The sequence below is a fragment of the Aciditerrimonas ferrireducens genome (assembly GCF_023130475.1).
In the GTDB taxonomy this organism is placed as follows: Bacteria; Actinomycetota; Acidimicrobiia; order Acidimicrobiales; family UBA8190; genus Aciditerrimonas; species Aciditerrimonas ferrireducens.
In genome coordinates, this window is the sequence record NZ_JAKHEX010000001.1 from 1 (window position 1) to 20,017 (window position 20,017).

Genomic DNA, 20,017 nt, shown 5'->3' on the forward strand with positions numbered 1-20,017 from the left:
GGAGCTGGCCCGGGAAGGAGGCCACTCGCGGCCCCGGGTGGTCCACGCCGGCGGGGCAGCCACCGGCGCCGAGGTGGAGCGGGCCCTGGTGGCCGCGGTCCAGGACAGCGCCGCGGCCCTCCTGGAAGGCTGGTTCGCCCTGGAGCTGCTCGTCGAGGGGGGCCGCTGCCGAGGGGTCCTGGCCCTGGACCCGGCCGGTCGGCTCCAGGCGGTCAGCGCCGAGCGGGTCCTGCTGGCGAGCGGCGGGCTGGGCCAGCTCTACGCGGTGACGACGAACCCGGCCGAGGTCACCGGGGACGGCCTGGCCATGGCCCTGCGGGCCGGGGTGCCGCTCGCGGACCTGGAGTTCGTGCAGTTCCACCCCACGGCCCTCCACCACCCGAAGATGCCCCGGCCGCTGCTCTCCGAGGCCCTGCGGGGCCACGGGGCCCTGCTCCGGGACGCCCAGGGGGAGCGGTTCGTCGACGAGCTGGCCCCCCGGGACGTGGTGAGCCGGGCCATCGCCGACCGCTTGGAGCGCGACGGCGGGGAGCACGTCTGGCTCGACGCCACCGGCCTGGACCGCTTCGACCAGCGCTTCCCGACCCTGGCGGCCAGCGTGCGGGAGATCGGCCTCGACCCCAGCCGGGACTGGCTGCCGGTCGCCCCGGCCGCCCACCACCTGGCCGGGGGCATCCTGACCGACCTCGACGGGGCGAGCGCCCTCCCGGGCCTCTTCGCCGTCGGGGAGTGCGCCTGCTCGGGGGTCCACGGGGCGAACCGCCTGGCCTCGAACTCCCTGCTCGAAGGCATGGTCTTCGGCGCCCGGGCCGCCGAGGCCATCCTGGCCGGCCGGGACGGGCCGCAGGCCAGCGGGGCCCTCGCCCCCTGGCTGACCGGCCGGGGCCGGGCCGCAGACGAGGCCGACGAGGAGCACCTGCCCCTCCGGCTCCTCCGCTCGCAGGACCTCCCCGGGTGGGCCCCCTCCGAGCGGGTCCCCTCCGGGGGGATTGGCGTCGGGGGTGCCGGTGCTGAGGCTGGCGGTGTTGGGGCTGGCGTCGGGGCGGGACCGGTCGAGCCTGGGCCGGTCGCAAGCGGGGAGCTGGCGAAACTGCGGGTGGAGCTGCAGCGGGCCATGACCCAGGGGGCGGGGGTGGTGCGCTCGGCGGGGTCCCTGGCCCGGGCAGCGGAGGGCCTGGCCGAGGTGGCAGGGGCCCTCGAACGGGCCTGGGCGCCGGGGACGCTGCCCCGGGAGGCCCTGGAGCTGCGGAACCTCCTGGCGGTCGGCTGGGCGGTGGTCCGGGGGGCGCTGGCCCGGGAGGAGACCCGGGGCAGCCAGACCCGGCGGGAGTTCCCGGCGACCGACCCGGCCTGGCGGCTGCGGCTGGTCCAGGGTCCCACCGGGGACGAGAACGGCCAGGCGGCCGGGGGAGCGGGATGAGCGGGGAGCCGCTCGTGCCGGTGGAGCCCCCGGCCCAGGCGGTCCGGGAGGCCGTGGCCCGGGCCCTGGCCGAGGACCTGCTGCCCATGGGGGACGTGACCGCGGCCCTGGTGCCCGCCGGGCTTCGGGCCCGGGCGGCGGTGGTGAGCCGGCAGGCCGGGGTGCTGGCCGGGGTGGCCTGCGCCGAGGAGACCTGCCGGCAGGTCGACCCGGGGCTGGTGGCCCGATTCGAGCTGCGGGACGGGGCGAGCCTGGCCCCGGGGACGGTCTGCGGCTGGCTGGAAGGGGAGCTGCGGAGCGTCCTGCAGGCCGAGCGGACCGCGCTGAACTTCCTCTGCCACCTTTCCGGGGTGGCCAGCCTGACCCGGCGGTTCGTCGAGGCGGTGGCCGCGGCCAACCCGGCGACGGCGGTGCTGGACACCCGGAAGACCACGCCGGGGCTGCGGGCCCTGGAGAAGGCGGCGGTGCGGGCCGGGGGTGGGCGGAACCACCGGGGCAGCTTGAGCGAAGGGGTCCTGGTGAAGGACAACCACCTCGGGGGCCTCGGGATCGGCGAGGCCGTCCGGCGGGCCAGGGCAGCCTGGCCGGGTCGGATGGTCGAAGTCGAGTGCGACCGGCTGGACCAGGTCGAGGAGGCGGTGCGGGCCGGGGCCAGCATGGTGCTGCTGGACAACATGGGGCCCGAGGAGGTCCGCCAGGCCGTGGCCCTGGTCGACCAGCTGGTGGGCCAGGGCCCGGGGCGGCCCCTGCTGGAGGTCTCGGGTGGGGTGACCCTGGAACGGGCCCCCGCCCTGGCGGCGGCCGGCTGCGACCTGCTGTCGGTGGGCCAGCTGACCCACTCGGCCCCGGCCCTGGACCTGGGCCTGGACCTGACGGTGGTCGAGCCGGCCGGCTCCTGAGGGGCATCCCGGGCCGGGACGGGACGAGGACGAGCCGGAGGGGAACGGGGCGTGCTGCTGGCCATCGACGTGGGCAACACCGAGACCGTCGTGGGGCTCTTCGCCGAGCCCGGGAACGGGACGGGACCCGGCGGGGGGGTCCCCGAGCGGGCCGGCCGCCGGGGCGCGGGCGCCGGGGTCCCGGTCGAGGGTGCAGGGCCAGGCCCCAGGGAGCCGGGCAGTGGGGGGCGGGCCAGCTTGGAGCCGGGCAGTGGGGGGCCGGGCAGTGGGGGGCCGCGGGGTCGACGGCCGGTGCCGGTCGGGGAGCCGGTGGACCTGGTCCGGCACTGGCGGCTCTCGACGGTGGATGCCCGGACCCCCGACGAGCACGCCTTGCTGCTGCGGCAGCTGTTGGACCTGGAGGGCCTGGGGCCGGAGGCGGTGGGGGGCATCGCCGTGGCCTCCTCGGTGCCGGCGGCGACGGCGGCCCTGCGGGAGATGGCAGCCCGGTGGTTCAGGGTGCCGCTGGTGGCCCTGGGCCCGGGGGTGCGCTCGGGCATGCCGATCCTCTACGACTCGCCCCGGGAGGTCGGGCCGGACCGGGTGGCGAACGCCATCGGCTGCTACGACCTCTACGGGGGCCCGAGCATCGTCGTGGACCTGGGCACGGCCACGACCTTCGATGCCATCTCGGCCGCCGGGGAGTACCTGGGCGGGGCCATCGCCCCAGGGGTCGGGATCTCCCTGGACGCCCTGTTCCACGAGGCGGCCGCCCTGCGGCGGGTCGAGCTGGTGGAGCCCCGGAGCGCCATTGGGCGGTCGACCGCCGAGTCGATCCAGTCCGGAGTCCTCTACGGGTTCGCCGCCCAGGTGGATGGGCTCTGCGAACGGATCCAGGACGAACTGGGCCCGGCGACCGTGGTGGCCACCGGGGGCCTCTCCGAGCTCATCGCCCCCTTCACCCGCTGCGTGGAGGTCCGGGAGCCCTGGCTGACCCTGCACGGACTGCGGATCGCCTTCCACCGGAACCACGAGGGCGGGGTGAGCGGGTGAAGGGAGACGGGCCGGGGAGCCGGGTGGCCGCCGAAGGGTTCGGGTCCCTCAGCCACCTGGCCCGACGGTTCCTGGGGTCGCTCTGGCCCGGGGGACCGAGCGCAGCCGGGGAGGCTTGGGTGGCGAGCCTGCTGCGGCCAGGCGAGCTGGCCCTGTGGCAGCTCCTGCCCGGGCCGGACCGGCGCCACGGCCTGGCGGTGGCCCGGCGGGCCCTCGAGGGGCTCGAGGCGCTCGAGGCGCGCCAGCCCGGGCTGGTGCCCGACCCCGAGGCCCGGCGGGCCCTGCTGGCGGGGGCCCTGCTCCACGACTGCGGCAAGCTGCTGGCCGACCTCGGGCCCCTGGGGCGGAGCGCCGTGACCGCCCTGGCGGTCCTCCAGGGACGGGAGCGGCTCCTCGAGGGGAGCGGGGCGGCCGGTCGGGGGTGGCGGGCCCGGGCCGAGCGCTACCTCCGCCACGACCAGCTCGGCTCGGCCCTCCTGGCCGCCGCCGGCGCGGCGCCGTGGACCGTGCGCTGGGCCCGGGAGCACCACCTGCCGAAGGACCGCTGGAGCCTGCCGGCTCCCCTGGGGGAGGTGCTGAAGGCCGCCGACGACGACTAGGAGTCCCGGGACTCCTCGGGTCCGAGGATCCGGACGTGGGTGGCCGCCGGCTCGGCCCCCCCGGGCCGTCCCGACGGGGCGGTCGACGGGGCCTCCGTGGGCGCCGGGGGGTGGGGGCTGCGGGGCGCCTCTGCCGGCGCCTTCGGGGCCGGCTGGAGACGGCCCAGGGCCGAGTGGACGGTGGTGGGCTCCTCCGCCGGGTGCCGGTTCGTCAGGCGCCGGTCCGTCAGGTGCTGGTCCGCCGGGTGCCGGGGAGCCTCGGCCGCCAGGGCCGGCTGGATCCGGGTGGGCTCGTCGCCGCTGGCCGCCCAGTCGAAGGGGGCCCGGTCGACGGCGGCCCGCTCGTGCGCCTCGGGGGGTTCGGCCGGCGGGCGGTCGGCGTGGTGCGGGCCGACCGGGGCGACCTGGCCGGTGGGGAGGGGCTCGGACCAGGCGTCGGCCAGGGGCCGGGTCGAGGTCTCGGGCCGAGGGGCCGGGGGCCGCTCGGGCGCTGGGGCCGATCGGCGGGGCAGGGGGGCTGGGCCCTTCGAGGGCTGCCGGACCCGCAGCACGCCCTTGGGGAGCTGGAGGCCCGACGGGGCGGGCCGGTCGGGACGGCTGGTGCCCGCCAGGTGCCGGCCCCGGGGGCGGCTGCGGGCCATGACGGACCCGTCGGCATCCAGCTGCTCGGTCCCCGTCCCGGAGGTCGGGGCGCCGTGGGCCCCGGCTCCCTCGGCGGCCGTGGCGGCCCGGTAGGCGTGCCAGCGGTGCCAGATGAAGACGGCGACGGCCGCCACGACCAGGACGGCCAGGACGTAGCCGGCGTCGTTGAAGCCCTTCATGACCTCCTGCCAGCGCTGGCCGACCGAGTAGCCGATGAGTGCCATGGCGGCGTCCCAGATGAGCGAACCGATGAAGGTCAGGATGCCGAAGCGGGCCAGGGGCACCTCGGCGATGCCCGCCGGCAGGGCCACGAAGTTCCGGATGACCGGCAGGAGCCGGCTGCCGAGGACCCCGAAACGGGGGTGCCGGTCGTACCAGGCCTCGGCCCGGTCCAGGTCCCGGTGGCTGAGCAGCAGGTACTTGCCGTAGCGGTCGACGACGGCCCGCCCGGCCATCCGGCCGATGAACCAGGCCACGTACGCCCCGAGCAGCTCCCCGACGGCCCCCACCACGATCACCTGGGGCAGGCCCAGCCGACCCTCGGCCGCCAGGACCCCGGCGAACCCCATGGTCAGCTCCGAGGAGGTCGGCACGCAGCAGGACTGGGCCACGCAGAGCAAGAAGATGGCCGCGTAGCCCGACGAGGCGACCAGCGAGGTCGGGTTCAAGAGGGCGAGCACAAAAAGAGCCTACCCGGTGGCCCCACCAGGCTCCGGGTCAGACCCCTCCCAGCCAAGTGAACCTTTGGTGAACCCAAGCTGAAGCGTAGCTGAAGACCGAGCTCGGGGGGTGGCAGGGCTCCGATGGTGGCAGGGCTCAGCTGGCGGCCTCACCGGCCTGGGGCAGGGGCGCCAAGGGACAGGCCGAAGCCTCCTCCATGTCCTGCACGAGGTCGTCGGTCAGGCCCTGCAGGGCCCGGCCGAGGGCCCGGTCCGCGAGGCCCGCGGTGGCCTCGGCCGCCTCCTCGGCGAAGCGCCGGCCCACGGCCAGGGCCTCCCGGAGGCCCGGGGAGTGGGCCACCAGCCGCCGGGCCGTCTCGCGCTGGGCCACGTCCAGGGGCCGGCCGAGGAGTCGGCCGAGCTCCTGGCCCACGTGGGGGTCGGCCAGGGCCCGGAGGGCCGGCAAGGTGTAGACGCCCTCCGCCAGGTCCTGGCCCGGCGGCTTCCCAAGGGTCTCGGCATCCGCCATGACGTCCAGGACGTCGTCCCGGAGCTGGAAGAGCATGCCGAAGCGCTCCCCGAAGGCCGTCAGGGCCTCGACCTCGCCGCTCGGCAGCCCGGCGGTCAGGCCCCCGATGCGACAGGAGGTGGCCATCAAGGCGGCCGTCTTGCCGGCGATGGTCTCCAGGTAGTGGTCCTCCGAGCGGTCCGTCCGGAACGCCGCCTGGACCTCGGCCACCTGGCCCTGGCAGAGGGCGGCCAGGGTGCGAGCCAGGAGGCCGGCGATCTCGGCGCCCAGGCTGGCGGCGATCTCGGCCGAGCGGGCCAGGAGGTAGTCGCCGGCCACGATGGCCACCAGGTTCCCCCAGCGGGCGTTCACGCTCTCGACCTTCCGCCGCATGGTGGCCTCGTCCATGACGTCGTCGTGGTAGAGCGAGGCCAGGTGGACCAGTTCGACCGTCACCCCCCCGAGGAGGTCCTCCCGGGTGGCCCGCCGGCCCCGGCTCGTGGCGGCCGCCAGGGCCAGGGAGGGACGGATGCGCTTGCCGCCGGCCGCGATGAGGTGGGTGACGACCTCGTCGAGGAAAGGATCCCCCGAGCCCACGGCCTCCCGGAGGACCGGCTCCAGCCTCGAGAGGCCGTCCCCGAGGCTGGGCAGCTCGAGGAGGGGGGCGAGGTCCACCGCCCCCGACGATAGGCGACCGGAGCGACCCTTGGCCCATCGAGTCTGCCGCACCCCCTCGGCGGGCCCGCCGAGGGCAACGACCCCGACGCCCCGTCCCCGCTCACCCCCAGAATCTCACGAGTAGTGGTCAAACCACGTCGGAAGGTAGGGAGGGGTCAGGAAGGATGGGCCGGCTGCCGATGTTGGACCAACTGACCCCGTCAGCCGCCCCCGGTCATCCGGGGCGGCGGGTGGTGTCGGAGACCAAGGGGGTGCCGGTACACTCGGTGCCGTCAGACAACCGTCGAGGGAGGCGGTCTGGTGTTCGAACGCTTCACGGATCGAGCCCGTCGAGTCCTGGTGCTCGCGCAGGAAGAGGCCCGGCTGCTGAACCACAGCTTCATCGGGACCGAGCACATCCTGCTGGGCCTGATCCACGAGGGCGAGGGCGTCGCTGCCAAGGCCCTGGAGCAACTCGGCATCACCCTGGAAGCCGTCCGGGAGAAGGTCGAGGAGACGATCGGGCTGTCGGGCTCCGCGCCCACGGGCTCCCCGCCCTTCACCCCGCGGGCGAAGAAGGTCCTCGAGCTCTCGCTGCGGGAGGCCCTGCAGCTGGGCCACAACTACATCGGGACCGAGCACATGCTCCTGGGCCTCGTCCGGGAGGGCGAGGGGGTGGCGGCCCAGGTCCTGGTCAGCCTGGGGGCCGACCTCGGCCGGGTCCGCCAGACCGTCATCCAGCTCCTCTCGGGCTACCAGGGCAAGGAGACCGTCGGGGCCGGCCCGGGGAGCTCTTCGGAGACCCCCTCGGGCTCGCCCGTCCTCGACCAGTTCGGCCGCAACCTCACCCAGCTGGCCCGGGACAAGAAGCTCGACCCGGTCATCGGCCGGGACAAGGAGATCGAGCGGGTCATGCAGGTCCTCTCCCGGCGGACCAAGAACAACCCGGTCCTCATCGGGGAGCCCGGGGTCGGCAAGACCGCCATCGTCGAGGGCCTGGCCCAGCGGATCGTGGCCGACGAGGTCCCCGAGACGCTGCGGGGCAAGCAGCTCTACACCCTGGACCTCGGGGCCCTCGTGGCCGGCAGCCGCGAAGGAGATCCGGACCCGGGGCGACATCATCCTCTTCATCGACGAGCTCCACACCCTCGTCGGGGCCGGGGCCGCCGAGGGGGCCATCGACGCCGCCTCGATCCTGAAGCCCATGCTCGCCCGGGGTGAGCTCCAGACCATCGGGGCGACCACCCTCGACGAGTACCGCAAGCACCTCGAGAAGGACGCGGCCCTCGAGCGGCGCTTCCAACCCATCAAGGTCGACCAGCCCTCGGTGGCCCACACCATCGAGATCCTGAAGGGCCTCCGGGACCGCTACGAGTCCCACCACGCGGTGACCATCACCGACCAGGCCCTCGTGGCGGCGGCCAACCTCGCCGACCGCTACCTCTCGGATCGCTACCTGCCCGACAAGGCCATCGACCTCATCGACGAGGCCGGCAGCCGGCTCCGGATCCGCCGGATGTCCACCCCGCCGGACTACCGGAAGCTGGAGGCCGAGATCGGCCGCATCCGCAAGGAGAAGGAAGCGGCCATCGAGCGCCAGGCCTTCGACCAGGCCAAGAAGCTGGCCGAGCAGGAGAAGGAGCGCCTCGAGCGCAAGGCGGCCATGGAGGCCCAGTGGCGGGCCGAGGGCATGGACCTCTTCGACGTGGTCGACGAGGAGGTCATCGCCGAGGTCCTGGCCAACTGGACCGGCATCCCCGTCTACCGCCTCACCGAGGAGGAGACGGCCAAGCTCCTGCGGATGGAGGAGGAGCTCCACAAGCGGGTGGTCGGCCAGGAGGAGGCCATCAAGGCCCTCGCCCGGGCCATCCGCCGGACCCGGGCCGGTCTGAAGGACCCCAAGCGGCCCTCGGGCTCCTTCATCTTCCTCGGCCCCACCGGCGTGGGCAAGACCGAGCTGGCCAAGACCCTCGCCGAGTTCCTCTTCGACGACGAGGACGCCCTCGTGCAGCTCGACATGAGCGAGTACATGGAGAAGCACACCGTCTCCCGCCTCGTCGGCTCCCCGCCGGGCTACGTCGGCTACGAGGAGGGCGGCCAGCTCACCGAGGCCGTCCGCCGCAAGCCGTTCTCGGTGGTCCTCTTCGACGAGGTCGAAAAGGCCCACCCGGACGTCTTCAACACCCTCCTCCAGATCCTCGAGGACGGCCGGTTGACCGACGCCCAGGGTCGGACGGTGGACTTCAAGAACACCGTGCTCATCATGACCTCCAACCTCGGCACCGCCGACCTGCGCAAGGCCTCGGTCGGCTTCGCCAAGTCCTCGGAGGCCGTGACCTACGAGCGCATGAAGGCCAAGGTCCACGAGGCCCTCAAGGCCCACTTCCGGCCCGAGTTCCTCAACCGGATCGACGAGGTCGTGGTCTTCCACGAGCTGTCCAAGCAGGAGGTCGAGCAGATCGTCGACCTCATGATGAAGCGCACCGCCCAGCAGCTCGAGGCCCAGGGCATGGGGCTCGAGATCACCCCGGCGGCCAAGGCCCTCCTCGCCGAGAAGGGCTACGACCCCACCCTCGGGGCTCGGCCGCTGCGGCGGGCTATCCAGCAGCTCGTCGAGGACCCGCTCTCCGAGCGGATCCTCTGGAAGGAGTTCCGGGTCGGCGAGACCGTCGTGGTCGACGTCGAGAACGGCGAGATCGTCTTCCGGGCGGTCGAGGGGCTGGAGCCACCCCCCGTGGCCCTGGCCGGGGCCGGGCCGAGCCCCGGTTCCTGAGCCCCTCGACGGGCGGCCCCACCCTCGGCCGCCCTGCCCGTCGCCGGCGGCCCGAGCAGTCCCGCCCCTGCTGGCCCCGGCGAAGGACACCAACCACTGCCCGGCCCCTGGGGCCGGGCAGTGGCGCGGAAGGAGGTCCGTGGCCGTGGCCGCCGTGGGCCCACCGCCATCGGGGGCCCGGGAGGTCGTGCGGGCCGAAGACGGGGACGCGGGGACCTGGGGTCTCTCGATGGCCGTTGTGGAGTTTGTGTGACATGTTGTGTTTTGAGTTCCGCCGACGACCATCCATCGGGGCGCCTCGCCCGAGCACCCCCGAGCGCGGCGGGCCGGCCGAGGCCCTGACCCACCCCGGCGCTACGGTCCGGGCGATGGGGACGACCGTGTTGCGCTTCTCGTGCGCCACCTGTGGCGCCAAGGCCGCCCGCTGGGCGGGACGCTGCGGGCGTTGCGGGACCTGGAACAGCTTGGTCGAGCAGCCGGTGAGGGACGCGGGGCTGCGCTGGGACGGCCTGGGGGCCGCCGCCGAGGCCCTGGCGGCGTCGCAGCGGCGGCACCCCACCTGGCGGTCCCGGTCGGGAGCGGCCGAGGGGTCGGACAGCGGGGCGCTGGTGCCCCTCGCCGAGGTCGACGGGGAGGCCGCCGAGGCGGTGCCGACCGGGGTCACCGAGCTCGACGAGGTCCTGGCCGGGGGCATCGTGCCGGGTTCGGTGACCTTGCTGGGCGGGGAGCCGGGGGTGGGCAAGTCGACGCTGCTGCTCCAGGTGGCCACGGCGGTGGCCCGGGAGGGGCGTCGGGCGGTGCTGGTGTCGGCCGAGGAGTCGGTGACCCAGGTGCGTCGGCGGGCCGAGCGCCTCGGCCCGATCCCCGAGGCGCTGCTCGTGGTGGCGTCGACCGACGCCAGCCTCCTCGACGAGCTCGCCCCGCTCGCGCCGGCGCTGGTCGTGGTGGACTCGGTGCAGACGATGGCCGACCGGGAGGTGGCGGGCGGTCCGGGCACCGTGGCCCAGGTGCGGGCGGTGGCCGAGCGGGCCGTGGCCTTGGCGAAGAGCGAGGGCGTGGCGGTGGTGCTGGTGGGGCACGTGACGAAGGACGGCAGCCTGGCCGGCCCTCGGGTCCTGGAGCACCTGGTGGACACGGTCGTCACGGTGGAGGGGGACCGGCACCAGGCGCTGCGGGTGGTGCGGACGGTGAAGCACCGGTTCGGCCCGGCGGGGCAGCTGGGGCTGTTCGAGATGGGCGAGCGGGGCCTCCAGGGGGTGCTCGACCCCTCGGCGCTGCTGCTCGGGGACCGGGCGGTGGGGTGCCCGGGGAGCGCGGTGGTGGCGGCCCTGGACGGGCGGCGGGCGGTGGTCTGCGAGGTGCAGGCCCTGGTGGCTCCGGGGAGCCCGGTGGCCCCGGCGCAGCGGCGGGCCCAGGGGCTGGACCCGGGCCGGCTGGCCCAGCTGCTGGCCGTGCTGGATCGGCGGGCGGGGGCGCTGCGGGGCTCGCTGGACGTGTTCGTCTCGGTGGTGGGCGGCCTGCGGCTGAGCGAACCGGCGGCGGACCTGGGGGTGGCCCTGGCGGTGGCCTCGGCCGCGTGGGACCGGCCGGTGCCAGCCGACCTGGCGGCCTGCGGGGAGGTGGGCCTGGGCGGGGAGGTGCGGCGGGTGCCGGGGGTGGCCCAGCGGGTGGCGGCGGCGGGCGCCGCCGGCTTCTCGCGGCTGCTCGTGCCGGGCGGGGCGGGCAGCCGACGCAGCGAGGAGACGACGAGTGGCAGCTGCCGGGCGGTGCCGGTGCGGAGCGTGGCCGAGGCGTTGGCGGTGGCGCTCGGGCAGCGCTGAGCCGGCGCCGGCGAAGGCCCAGGCCCCTCGGGGGGACCGAGGGACCGGGGTGGCCCCGGCTACCATGCGGGCGTGGTGGTCCGCCCGAGCTCGGCGATGGCCGAGGCCCTGGCGCTGGTGGCCCCGGGGAAGCCCCTGCGGGAGGGGCTGGAGCGGATCCTGCAGGCCAAGCGGGGGGCGCTGGTGGTGATCGGCGACGACCCGAAGGTCCTCGGGATCTGCACAGGGGGGTTCTTGCTGGACGCCGAGTTCAGCCCCCAGCGTCTGGCCGAGTTGGCGAAGATGGACGGGGCGATCATCCTGTCGGCCGACGCCGGTCGGATCGCCCGGGCGAACGTGCACCTGATGCCGAGCCCGACCATCCCGACGACCGAGACCGGTACCCGGCACCGGACCGCCGAGCGGGTGGCCCGGTCGCTCGAGGTGCCGGTGATCTCGGTGTCCCAGGCCATGGGGGTCGTGACCGTCTACCGGGGCGCGGACCGCCACGCCCTGGTGCCGGCGGGCCGGCTGCACGAGCGGGTGAGCCAGGCCCTGCAGACCCTGGAGCGGTTCCGGCACCGCTTCGACGTGGCGGTCGCCGCCCTCTCGGCCCTGGAGGTCGAGGACACGGTGACGGTGCGGGGCGTGGCTGCGGTGCTGCAGCCAGCCGAGCTGGTGCGGCGGATCGCCGAGGAGATCGAGGCGTCGTTGCTGGAGCTGGGGGCCGAGGGCCGGCTGTTCCGGCTGCAGCTGGACGAGCTGACCGAGGGGGTGGAGGAGGTCCGGCGGCTGGTGGTCCGGGACTACCTGCAGGAGAAGCGGACCGAGGCCGCCTCGGCGGCGGGGATGGACGGCCACGAGCAGGTCGGTGGGGGACGCCGCCCGGAGGGGCCCCGGGAGGCGCGCCGGCGGGCCGGCCGGGGAGCCGGCCAGGACGACGGCCGGGGCTCGGTGGGGGGCCCACCGGGCACGCCGGAGGCCAGCCTGGCGAAGCTGGAGCGGCTGGGCCTGGACGAGCTGTTGGACCCCCGGGCGGTGGCCGAGGCCCTGGGCCTGGAGCTGGACCACGGGGACCTGGACGCGTCGCTGGAGCCCCGGGGCTACCGCTTGCTGCACCGGCTGCCCCGGTTCCCGGAGCCCATCGCGGACCGGATCGTGGAGCACTTCGCCGGGCTGCAGCGGATCATGCGGGCGTCGGTCGAGGAGCTGGAGGAGGTCGGCGGGGTGGGCCAGGCCCGGGCGAAGACGGTGAAGGACGGGCTGGCCCGGCTGGTGGAGGCGAACATCTTGGGCCGCTACTCCTGAGCTCGGCTCGGGGGCGCAGCGGGGACCGGTATCCTTGAGCGCCGGCCCGCGGGGCCTTGGGGGGCCGGCCTGGTCAGCAGGGCAGGAGAGCGGACGTGTTCGACATCGGTGACAAGGTGGTCTACCCCCACCACGGCGCGGCGATCGTCGAGCGCCGGGAGGTGCGGGAGGTCTTCGGGCAGCAGCGGGAGTACCTGGTGCTGAAGCTGGCCTACGGGGACCTGACCCTGATGGTGCCGGCGGACAACACCGAGGGCGTGGGCCTCCGGGAGGTCATCAACGACGAGGAGGTCGAGGAGGTCTTCGCCGTCCTCCGGAAGAAGGAAGCCCGGATGCCGACCAACTGGTCCCGGCGGTACAAGAACCACTCGGAGAAGCTGAAGTCGGGCGACATCTACCAGGTGGCCGAGGTGGTCCGGAACCTGTCGATCCGGAACAAGGACAAGGGCCTCTCGACCGGCGAGAAGCGGATGCTGCAGAAGGCCCGGACCATCTTGGTCTCCGAGCTGACCTTCGCCCTGGACGTCGACGAGGCCGAGGCCGAGCGGCGCCTGGACGAGGTCCTGCCCTGAGCGTCCCCCAGGAGCCCGGCTCGGAGGGACCCAGGCCCGAGCCGGCGGGGCCCGGGGCCCCGGTGTGGGGGGTGGTGGTGGCGGGGGGCCAGGGCCAGCGCTTCGGGGGCCCCAAGCAGTTCGCCGAGCTGGCCGGGCGGCCCCTGGTGGCCTGGGCGGTCGAGGCGTGCCGGTCGGTGTGCGAGGGCGTGGTGCTGGTAGTGCCGGCGGGCAGCGCCGAGGACCCGGCGGTGGTGGGGGCCGGGGCGGACCGGGTGGCCGAGGCCGGCCCGAGCCGGTCGGCGTCGGTGCGTTCGGGCCTGGCGGCGGTGCCCGAGGAGGCCGGGTGGGTGGTGGTCCACGACGCGGCCCGGCCCCTGGCCACCCCGGCGCTCTTCGAGCGGGTCCTGGCCGAGGTCCGCCGGCCCGGCGGCCCGGCCGGCTGCGTGCCGGGCCTGGCGGTGAGCGACACGCTGAAGGAGCTGCCCGAACCCCTGGACGCCGGGGCGTCGACGGGTGCGGTGGTCACCCGGACGGTTCCCCGGGAGCGGCTGGTGGCGGTCCAGACCCCCCAGGCCTTCCGGGCCGAGGCGCTGCGGGCCGCGCACCGGGGCGGGGGCGAGGCCACGGACGACGCTGGCCTGCTGGAGGCGCTGGGCTTGGCGGTGCGGTGCGTGCCGGGGGAAGCGGCCAACCGGAAGGTGACGACGAAGGAGGACCTGGCGCTGATGGCGGCGACCCTGGGGGGGCCGGTCGGGGGGTTCCGGGTCGGCCAGGGGTTCGACGTGCACCCCTTCGCCGAGCCGAGCGACGGCCGGCGGCTGGTCCTGGGCGGGGTGGAGGTGCCGGGGGCGCCGGGCCTGGCGGGGCACTCGGACGCGGACGTGGTGGCTCACGCCCTGGCCGACGCGGTCCTGGGGGCGGCCGGCCTGGGCGACATCGGGCAGCACTTCCCGGCGAGCGAGCCGGCGTGGGCGGGGGCGGACTCGTTGGACCTGCTGGCCCGGAGCGTGGCCATGGCGAAGGCGGCGGGCTGGCGGGTCGGGAACGGGCACTGCACGGTGGTGGCCGAGCGGCCAGCCCTGGCCGGCTACCTGGGCGCCATGGGCGAGCGCCTCGGCGGGGTGCTGGGTGCCCCGGTGCAGGTGACGGCCAAGCGGGCCGAGGGGCTCGGCTCCTTGGGCCGCCGGGAGGGGATGGCCTGCTTCGCCGTCTGCTTGCTCCTGGCCGAGGGCCCCGGCGGGGGGCTCGGGTGAGCCCCCGACCCCCGAGGCGAGCGGGGGGTCGGCCGTCTCGGCCCGGGGTCGATCGGGCGGGCGGCCCCCGGGCAGGGCGGACAGCAGGGGGCACGCCTCCTCGGCCCCCGAAGGCCGCCCACAGCCGGCGGGACGCCCCGGGCCGAGGGACGGGTGGGCGGCACCAGAGCCCGGCGAACCTCCGGCGAGGGGCCCGGGCTGTCGAGGGTCGGCCAACGCCGATCCGGTCGGCACCGGGCCGGCCGATATCGGGCCGCTCGGCATCGGGCCGGACGGAGCGGGGCCGGCAGGTGGAGGGCCGGCAGGCGGTCTTGGCGCTGCTGCAGGCGGGTCGGCGGCGGGTGCAGCGGGTCCTGCTGGCCGAGCAGCAAGAGCCGGCCCCGATCCTGGACGAGATCGAGCGGTGGTGCCGGCAGCGGCGGGTGCCGGTGGAGCTGGTCTCGGCCGGCCGGCTGGCCCAGCTGGCCAGCACCCAGCAGCCCCAGGGGGTCCTGGCCTACGCCGAGGCGGTCCCCGAGGTGGACCTGGACGAGCTGGTGGCCGACGAGCGGGCCCTGCTGGTGGTGCTCGACGGGGTCACCGACCCGCAGAACGTGGGCTCCCTGGCCCGGAGCGCCGCGTGCCTGGGGGCGAGCGGGCTGGTCCTGCCCCGGCACCGGAGCGGCGAGCTGACCCCGAGCGTGATGAAGGTGGCGGCCGGGGGGCTGGAGCACCTGGCGGTGTGCCGGGTGCCGGGGGTGCCGGCCGCCCTGGCCCGGCTGGAGCAGCTGGGGTGCCGCACGCTGGGGCTCTCGGAGCGGGCCGACCGGTCCCTCTACGACCTCGAGGACGAGGTGCTCCAGGGGCCGGTAGCCCTGGTGCTCGGGGCCGAGGGCAGCGGCCTGCGGCGGCTCTCGGCGGCCCGCTGCCACGAGCTCGTCCGGATCCCCCTCGCCGGGAGGCTGCCGGCCCTGAACGTGGCGGTGGCCGGGGCGGTGGCCCTGGCCGAGGTGGCCCGCCGGCGAGGGACGGGGCGCCGCCCGGTGGCCTGAACCGCCGGGCGGCTCGCCGGGTCAGCTGACGGGCGTGACGGGCATGCCGGCGGGGCAGGCCCGGGGGTCGTAGGACGGGAGGGGCTCGGTGGCCGGGGTGACGTCGACCGAGGGCACCGGCTGCCCCTGGACCCCGCTCGTGGCGCTGCTGGTCCCGGTCCCGCTGGCCGAGCTGCTGGCCGCCGAGCTGCCGGTGGCGCTGGTGCTGGCGGGGGTGCCGGTGACCGAGAGGTAGGTGCCGGTGACGACCTGCAGGTCGAGGCCGCTCGGGAGGTTCCGCTCGCCCATGACGGCGTTGCCGCTCAGGTGGGGCAGGAGGGCCATGGCCTGCTTCTCGTACCCCGGGCGGTAGTAGACGATGGTTTCGGCGGGGTCGGAGGAGGCGGTGGCGTTGCCGACGTTGACGACGTGCTCGCCGAGGCTGGTGAGGGCCTGGCCGACGGCGGCGGCCTGCCCGGCGATGCCCGAGCCGTTGAGGACGCTGACGGTGGTGCCGGGGGCGATGGCCGGGGTCTTGATGTCGAAACGCTGCCAGAGGAGGGTGTAGTCGGTGGGGCTGACCGGGAAGACCACCGAGCCGTAGCCGGGGACGCCGTCGTAGGTGAAGTCGCCGGGCACCTCGAAGACCGGCTCGGTGGCGGTCGGGACGGTGGCGGGGTCGACGTTCCGGAAGGCCAGAACCAGCGAGATCATCTCGTTCAGGCCGAAGCCCGAGTCGACCTGGAGGTCAGGGGCGATGGAGCCGAGGAGGGAGTTGACCGTCAAGGGGTTGTGGAGGCGGGGCTTGACCTCGGCGGCGAGGACCTTCAAGAACTCGTGGTCCCGGTGGATCCGGGAGATGTCGCCGGTGGGGTCGTAGTACCACTGGCCGTTGACCTCGTAGTACATGTGGCGGGCCCGGACGACGGCGAGGGCCTGGAAGCCGTTGAGGAGATGGCAGCCGGGGTTCGGGATGTTGAGCCCCGAGTAGGCGTCCTTCACGGGGTCGGGGAAGTACATCTTGATGCCCCCCAGGCTGTTGACCACCCCCTGGAAGGTGTCGAAGTTGAGGCCCACGAAGTGGTTGATGGGGATGCCGTAGTCGTCCTCGATGGTCTTCACCAGCTCGCTCGGCCCGGTGTTCAAGGCGTCGTCGACCCGGTTGGCCTTGTCGGTGCCGGGGATGGGCACGAAGGAGTCCCGGGGGATGGAGACGACCGAGGCGGTGTGGGTGGCCGGGTCGAGGTGCAGGAGCATGGTGACGTCCGAGCGGTTGCCGCCGACCTCGGAGCCGGTGCCGAAGGCGTTGGCCTGCTTGCCGTTCAGGCAGGCGCGGCAGTTCTCGCCGATGAGCAGGATGTTGACGCCCTTGGTGTCGGCCTCGGAGACGAGGTTGCCGACCTTGTCCTTGTGGATCTGGTGGTAGCGGTAGAGGGCGTAGAGGTAGCCGCCGCCGGCGAGCAGCACGACGATGCCGACGAGGACGGTGGCCGCCACGATGGTCCGCCGGAGGCGCCGGCGACGGCGGGCCGAGCGGCGGCGGGCGGTCCGGGAGGGGGGCTGCCCGGGGCGGCCCGGAGCGGCGCGGCCCGGCATGGCGCGGCCCCGGGCGGGACGGGTGGACTGGTTGGCGTTGGGCGCGGAGAAAGGTGCGTCGGGATCCGGCACGGCCGGCCAGGCTACCCCCCGGGGCGGCCGTTGCCGTGGCAGGGCCCCGGGGCGCTGGCGCCCTCGGCCGACGCGGCCGGCTCGGGGCCAGGACCCCGGCCGTCCTCGGACGGCCCCGCCGGCTCCTCGGGCTCGGGCGGGTCGAGGAGGGCCTGGACCTGCTGGCGGGCCGCCTGGGGGACCAGCAGGCTGACCAGGTCGCCGGCTCGCAGGACGGTCTGGCCGTCGGGGACGACGACTTCGGGGCCGCGGCTGACGGCCACGAGGACCACGCCGGGGGGCAGGCCGGCGTCGGCGAGCCGACGGTCGCAGAGGGGCGAGTGGGGGTGGATCTCGGCATCCAGGGTGGCGGCGGCCGGCCCGGCGCTGGCAGCGCGGCGGAGGCTCTGGAGGACGACGTGGCGGGAGGCCCGGACGAGGTCGCCGGCGGTCAGGATGCCCTGGACCCGGCGGTGGCGGTCGAGGACGGGCAGCCAGCCCCGGCCGGCGTTGACCAAGGAGGCGGCGGCCAGGGCAGCCCGGGTCTCGGGGGCGGTGGTGACGGCTTGGCGGTCGCAGAGCCGGCCGACGGGGGTCTCGGGCTCGGCCTCCTCGAGCTGGGCGAGGTCGAGGACGCCGACGAAGCGGCCCTGCTCGTCGACGACCGGGGCGCCGGGGAGGTGCTGGTCGGCGAGGGCCGCCCGTGCCTGGGTGGCGGTGGTGCTGCCGGGGAGGACCAGGCTGGGGGGCTGGAGGCAGTCGTCGACCCGCTGGGTCTCGAGCAGGGGCAGCGCGGTGGCCAGCCGGCGGGCCGGGAGGTCGTCGCGGGAGCCGAGCTGGGCGTCGATGAGGCTGAGGTCGAGCTGGCGGATGAGCAAGGTGGCGAGGCCGACGGCCAAGAGGGCTGGGGCCACGACCCCGACCGAGGAGGTCATCTCGGCGACCATGACGGTGATGGCCAGGGGCACCCGGGCGGCGGCCCCGAGGCAGCACATCATGCCGACGATGACGAAGGGGGCCGGGTCGTGGGCCAGGCCGGGGGCCAGGTGGCGCAGGAGGCGCCAGGTGGCCGCCCCGGTGAAGGCCCCGATGACCATGCCGGGGCTGAACAGGCCGCCGGAGCCGCCCGAGCCGACGGTCAAGGCGGTGGCGGCCACCTTGGCGAGGGGCATGAGGAGGACGAACCAGAGGGGCAGGGCCAGGACCCCGATGCCGAGGGCCCGCTGGGCCCAGCCGTCGCCCGCCCCGAGGACCCCCGGCATGCCGACCGCCAGGGCCCCGGTGGCCGCCGCCCCGAGGGTCGGGCCGAGGACCCGGGCGACGCGGCTCGGGCCGAGACGGGCGGCGAGGCGGCGGACCAGGGACAACGAGGCGATGTAGGCCGTGCCGAGCGCGGCGGCCAGGACCCCGATGACGGCGAACCAGAGCAGGTTGAGGGGGTGGCGGAAGACGTAGGACTGGCCGGGAAAGCCCAGGAGGGGCCCGAAGCCCTGGAAGGCCCCGAAGACGGTGTAGCCGACGATGGAGGCGATGGCCGAGGGCACGACGAGCTCCATCTCGGCGTCCTGGCGGTAGAGGATCTCGGCGGAGAGCAGGGCGCCGCCGAGGGGCGCCCGGAAGACGCAGCCGATGCCCGAGCCGAGGCCGATGGCCACCGCCACCCGGCCGTCGGTCTGGGCCAGGTCCAGCAGGCGGGTCAGCCAGGAGCCCACGGCGGCGGCCACCTGGGCGCTTGGGCCCTCGGGGCCACCGGAGCCGCCCGAGCCGATGGTGCAGGCCGAGGCGAGGATCTTGGCAGGGATGCTCCGCAGGCGAAGGGCCCGGGGGTTCTCGTGGACCGCCCGGAGGGCCTCGTCGGTGCCCGAGCCGCGGACCTCGGGGACGACCAGGCCGATGACCCCGCCCAAGAGGCCGCCGAGGCCGACCACGAGGGGCAGGGCCCAGGGGCGCACCAGGTGGAGCGAACCGGGCTGGCCCCCGTTCGCGTAGGTGCTCGGGGCGTGGTAGCCGGCCAGGGGCGCCAGGAGGTGCTGGTCGGCCACCCCGATGGTTCGGACGAAGGCCACCACGACGAGGCCGGCCGAGGCCCCGACGATGGCCCCGAGGACCAGCCAGCGGACCACGTAGGGGGCGTCCTTCAGGGCGGCGCCCAGGGAGGCCGCAAGAGCCCGACCCCGGGGCCCGAGCTCCGAGAGGGCCGATCCGGACCCGCTGGACCGGCCGGCCCCGAGGCGGTCCTTCGGAGCTCCGGCCGGCGTGGTCACCCACGCAGTATGGTCCCCGCTTTCCGGCTCCTGCTCCGCCGTTCAGGGCGAGGGGCCCGCTGTTGGCTAGGGTCGGCCTGTGCGGTTCAGCGTGTGGCCCACGACGGGCCAGTCCTGGGAGGACCTGCTGGCCTGCGCCCAGGACGCCGAGGAGCTCGGCTACCAGGGGGTCTGGGTGGCGGACCACTTCATGCCGGCGGGCGGGGACCTGGCGCGCCCGACCCTGGAGTGCTGGGCGGTCCTGGCCGGCCTGGCCGTGGCCGTGCCCCGAGTCCGGCTGGGGTCGCTGGTCTGCTCGGTCACCTACCGGCACCCGGCTGTGCTGGCCAACCAGGCAGCCAGCGTGGACCAGCTGAGCGGCGGCCGGCTGGTGCTGGGGATCGGGGCCGGCTGGCAGGAGAACGAGCACCGGGCCTACGGGATCGACTTCCCCGACGCCCGAGAGCGCCTGGACCGTCTGGAGGAGGCCTGCCAGGTGCTGCGGCTCCTCGCGGACCAACCCCGGGCCGACTTCCGCGGTCGGCACTACCGGCTGGTGGACGCCCCGTCGGAACCCAAGCCCCGCCAGGCCCACCTGCCGCTGCTGGTCGGGGGCGGCGGGGAACGCCGGACGCTTCGCATCGTGGCCCGATGGGCCGACGAGTGGAACACCTGGGGCACCCCCGAGGTCCTGGCTGCGAAGGGGGCGGTGCTGGACGCCCACTGCGAGGCCGTCGGGCGGGACCCGGCGAGCATCCGGCGCAGCGCCCAGGTGCTCGTGGACCTCGGGGGCCGCTCCCCGAGCGACGGCCGCATGCCGACGGTGACGGGCTCGGCGAGCGAGCTCCAGGACCTCCTGGCCGGGTACCAGGCGGCGGGGGTGGGGGAGTTCGTCCTGCCCGACTGGAACCTCGGTCGGGGTAGTCGCCGGCGGGACGCCCTGGCCGAGTTCTTCGAGGAGGTGGCCCGGCCCTTCGCCGACCGGGCCGGCTGACGCCGAGGGGACCTCGGGTC

14 protein-coding genes and 1 pseudogene are annotated in these 20,017 nt (G+C 75.6%); 11 read left to right on the forward strand and 4 right to left on the reverse strand.

The genetic code is table 11. The features are described from left to right. From Acit_RS00005 to Acit_RS00025, 4 genes are all read left to right on the forward strand, one after another. Positions 1 to 1,420: L-aspartate oxidase (locus Acit_RS00005; RefSeq protein ID WP_282435884.1), on the forward strand; the 1,420-nt coding region annotated here is incomplete at its 5' end. Further along, positions 1,417 to 2,319, forward strand: a complete 903-nt coding sequence (gene nadC / locus Acit_RS00015) for a carboxylating nicotinate-nucleotide diphosphorylase (RefSeq protein WP_282435885.1) — start codon at positions 1,417 to 1,419, stop codon at positions 2,317 to 2,319. The genes Acit_RS00005 and nadC, both read left to right, overlap by 4 nt. Positions 2,320 to 2,610: 291 nt before the next feature. Beyond that, positions 2,611 to 3,351: a type III pantothenate kinase gene (locus Acit_RS00020; protein ID WP_376745986.1), complete on the forward strand. Its 741-nt coding sequence runs from the start codon at positions 2,611 to 2,613 to the stop codon at positions 3,349 to 3,351. After that, the gene (locus Acit_RS00025) at positions 3,348 to 3,950 is read left to right on the forward strand and encodes a hypothetical protein (protein WP_248104907.1); all 603 of its coding nucleotides are present in this window, start codon (positions 3,348 to 3,350) and stop codon (positions 3,948 to 3,950) included. Before Acit_RS00020 ends, Acit_RS00025 begins: the two co-directional genes overlap by 4 nt. Here Acit_RS00025 and Acit_RS00030 read toward each other — a convergent pair. Both Acit_RS00030 and Acit_RS00035 read right to left on the reverse strand, forming a co-directional pair. Further along, positions 3,947 to 5,272 (reverse strand): VTT domain-containing protein, encoded by a 1,326-nt coding sequence (locus tag Acit_RS00030; protein WP_248104908.1) that lies wholly within the window; start codon positions 5,270 to 5,272, stop codon positions 3,947 to 3,949. The genes Acit_RS00025 and Acit_RS00030 overlap by 4 nt on opposite strands. Positions 5,273 to 5,408: 136 nt before the next feature. After that, complete coding sequence (locus tag Acit_RS00035; protein ID WP_248104909.1) at positions 5,409 to 6,434, reverse strand: polyprenyl synthetase family protein; 1,026 nt, start codon at positions 6,432 to 6,434, stop codon at positions 5,409 to 5,411. A 303-nt stretch (positions 6,435 to 6,737) separates the two neighbouring features. Between Acit_RS00035 and Acit_RS13760 the strand changes: the two are divergent. From Acit_RS13760 to Acit_RS00065, 6 genes and pseudogenes are all read left to right on the forward strand, one after another. After that, positions 6,738 to 9,189: pseudogene (locus tag Acit_RS13760) on the forward strand (ATP-dependent Clp protease ATP-binding subunit). A gap of 368 nt (positions 9,190 to 9,557) precedes the next feature. Further along, positions 9,558 to 11,009: a DNA repair protein RadA gene (radA, locus tag Acit_RS00045; protein ID WP_248104910.1), complete on the forward strand. Its 1,452-nt coding sequence runs from the start codon at positions 9,558 to 9,560 to the stop codon at positions 11,007 to 11,009. Between the two features lie 72 nt (positions 11,010 to 11,081). Further along, positions 11,082 to 12,296 carry a DNA integrity scanning diadenylate cyclase DisA gene (gene disA, locus Acit_RS00050; RefSeq protein WP_248104911.1) on the forward strand — a complete coding sequence of 405 codons (1,215 nt, stop codon included), beginning with the start codon at positions 11,082 to 11,084 and terminating at the stop codon, positions 12,294 to 12,296. A 95-nt stretch (positions 12,297 to 12,391) separates the two neighbouring features. After that, a complete protein-coding gene (locus tag Acit_RS00055; protein WP_248104912.1) occupies positions 12,392 to 12,868 on the forward strand; it encodes a CarD family transcriptional regulator in 477 nt (158 codons plus the stop codon). Positions 12,869 to 12,945: 77 nt separating this feature from the next. Then, positions 12,946 to 14,103, forward strand: coding sequence for a 2-C-methyl-D-erythritol 2,4-cyclodiphosphate synthase (ispF, locus tag Acit_RS00060; RefSeq protein WP_248104913.1), 1,158 nt, complete (start codon positions 12,946 to 12,948; stop codon positions 14,101 to 14,103). 290 nt (positions 14,104 to 14,393) lie between these two features. Beyond that, complete coding sequence (locus tag Acit_RS00065; protein ID WP_248104914.1) at positions 14,394 to 15,134, forward strand: TrmH family RNA methyltransferase; 741 nt, start codon at positions 14,394 to 14,396, stop codon at positions 15,132 to 15,134. Positions 15,135 to 15,155: 21 nt separating this feature from the next. Here Acit_RS00065 and Acit_RS00070 read toward each other — a convergent pair whose 3' ends face one another. Continuing rightward, positions 15,156 to 16,781 (reverse strand): LCP family protein, encoded by a 1,626-nt coding sequence (locus Acit_RS00070; protein WP_248104915.1) that lies wholly within the window; start codon positions 16,779 to 16,781, stop codon positions 15,156 to 15,158. A gap of 11 nt (positions 16,782 to 16,792) precedes the next feature. Then, positions 16,793 to 19,024, reverse strand: a complete 2,232-nt coding sequence (locus Acit_RS12600) for a chloride channel protein (protein ID WP_312708788.1) — start codon at positions 19,022 to 19,024, stop codon at positions 16,793 to 16,795. A 79-nt stretch (positions 19,025 to 19,103) separates the two neighbouring features. On the opposite strand from Acit_RS12600, the gene Acit_RS00085 reads away from it, so the two are divergent. Further along, a complete protein-coding gene (locus Acit_RS00085; protein WP_248104916.1) occupies positions 19,104 to 19,997 on the forward strand; it encodes an LLM class F420-dependent oxidoreductase in 894 nt (297 codons plus the stop codon). The last annotated feature ends 20 nt before the right edge of the window (positions 19,998 to 20,017 follow it).

Excerpts from the sequence above, each read along its gene's own strand:
- nadC (WP_282435885.1), top strand. The coding sequence starts at position 1,417 with ATGAGCGGGGAGCCGCTCGTGCCGGTGGAGCCCCCGGCCCAGGCGGTC.
- radA (WP_248104910.1), top strand. The coding sequence starts at position 9,558 with ATGGGGACGACCGTGTTGCGCTTCTCGTGCGCCACCTGTGGCGCCAAG.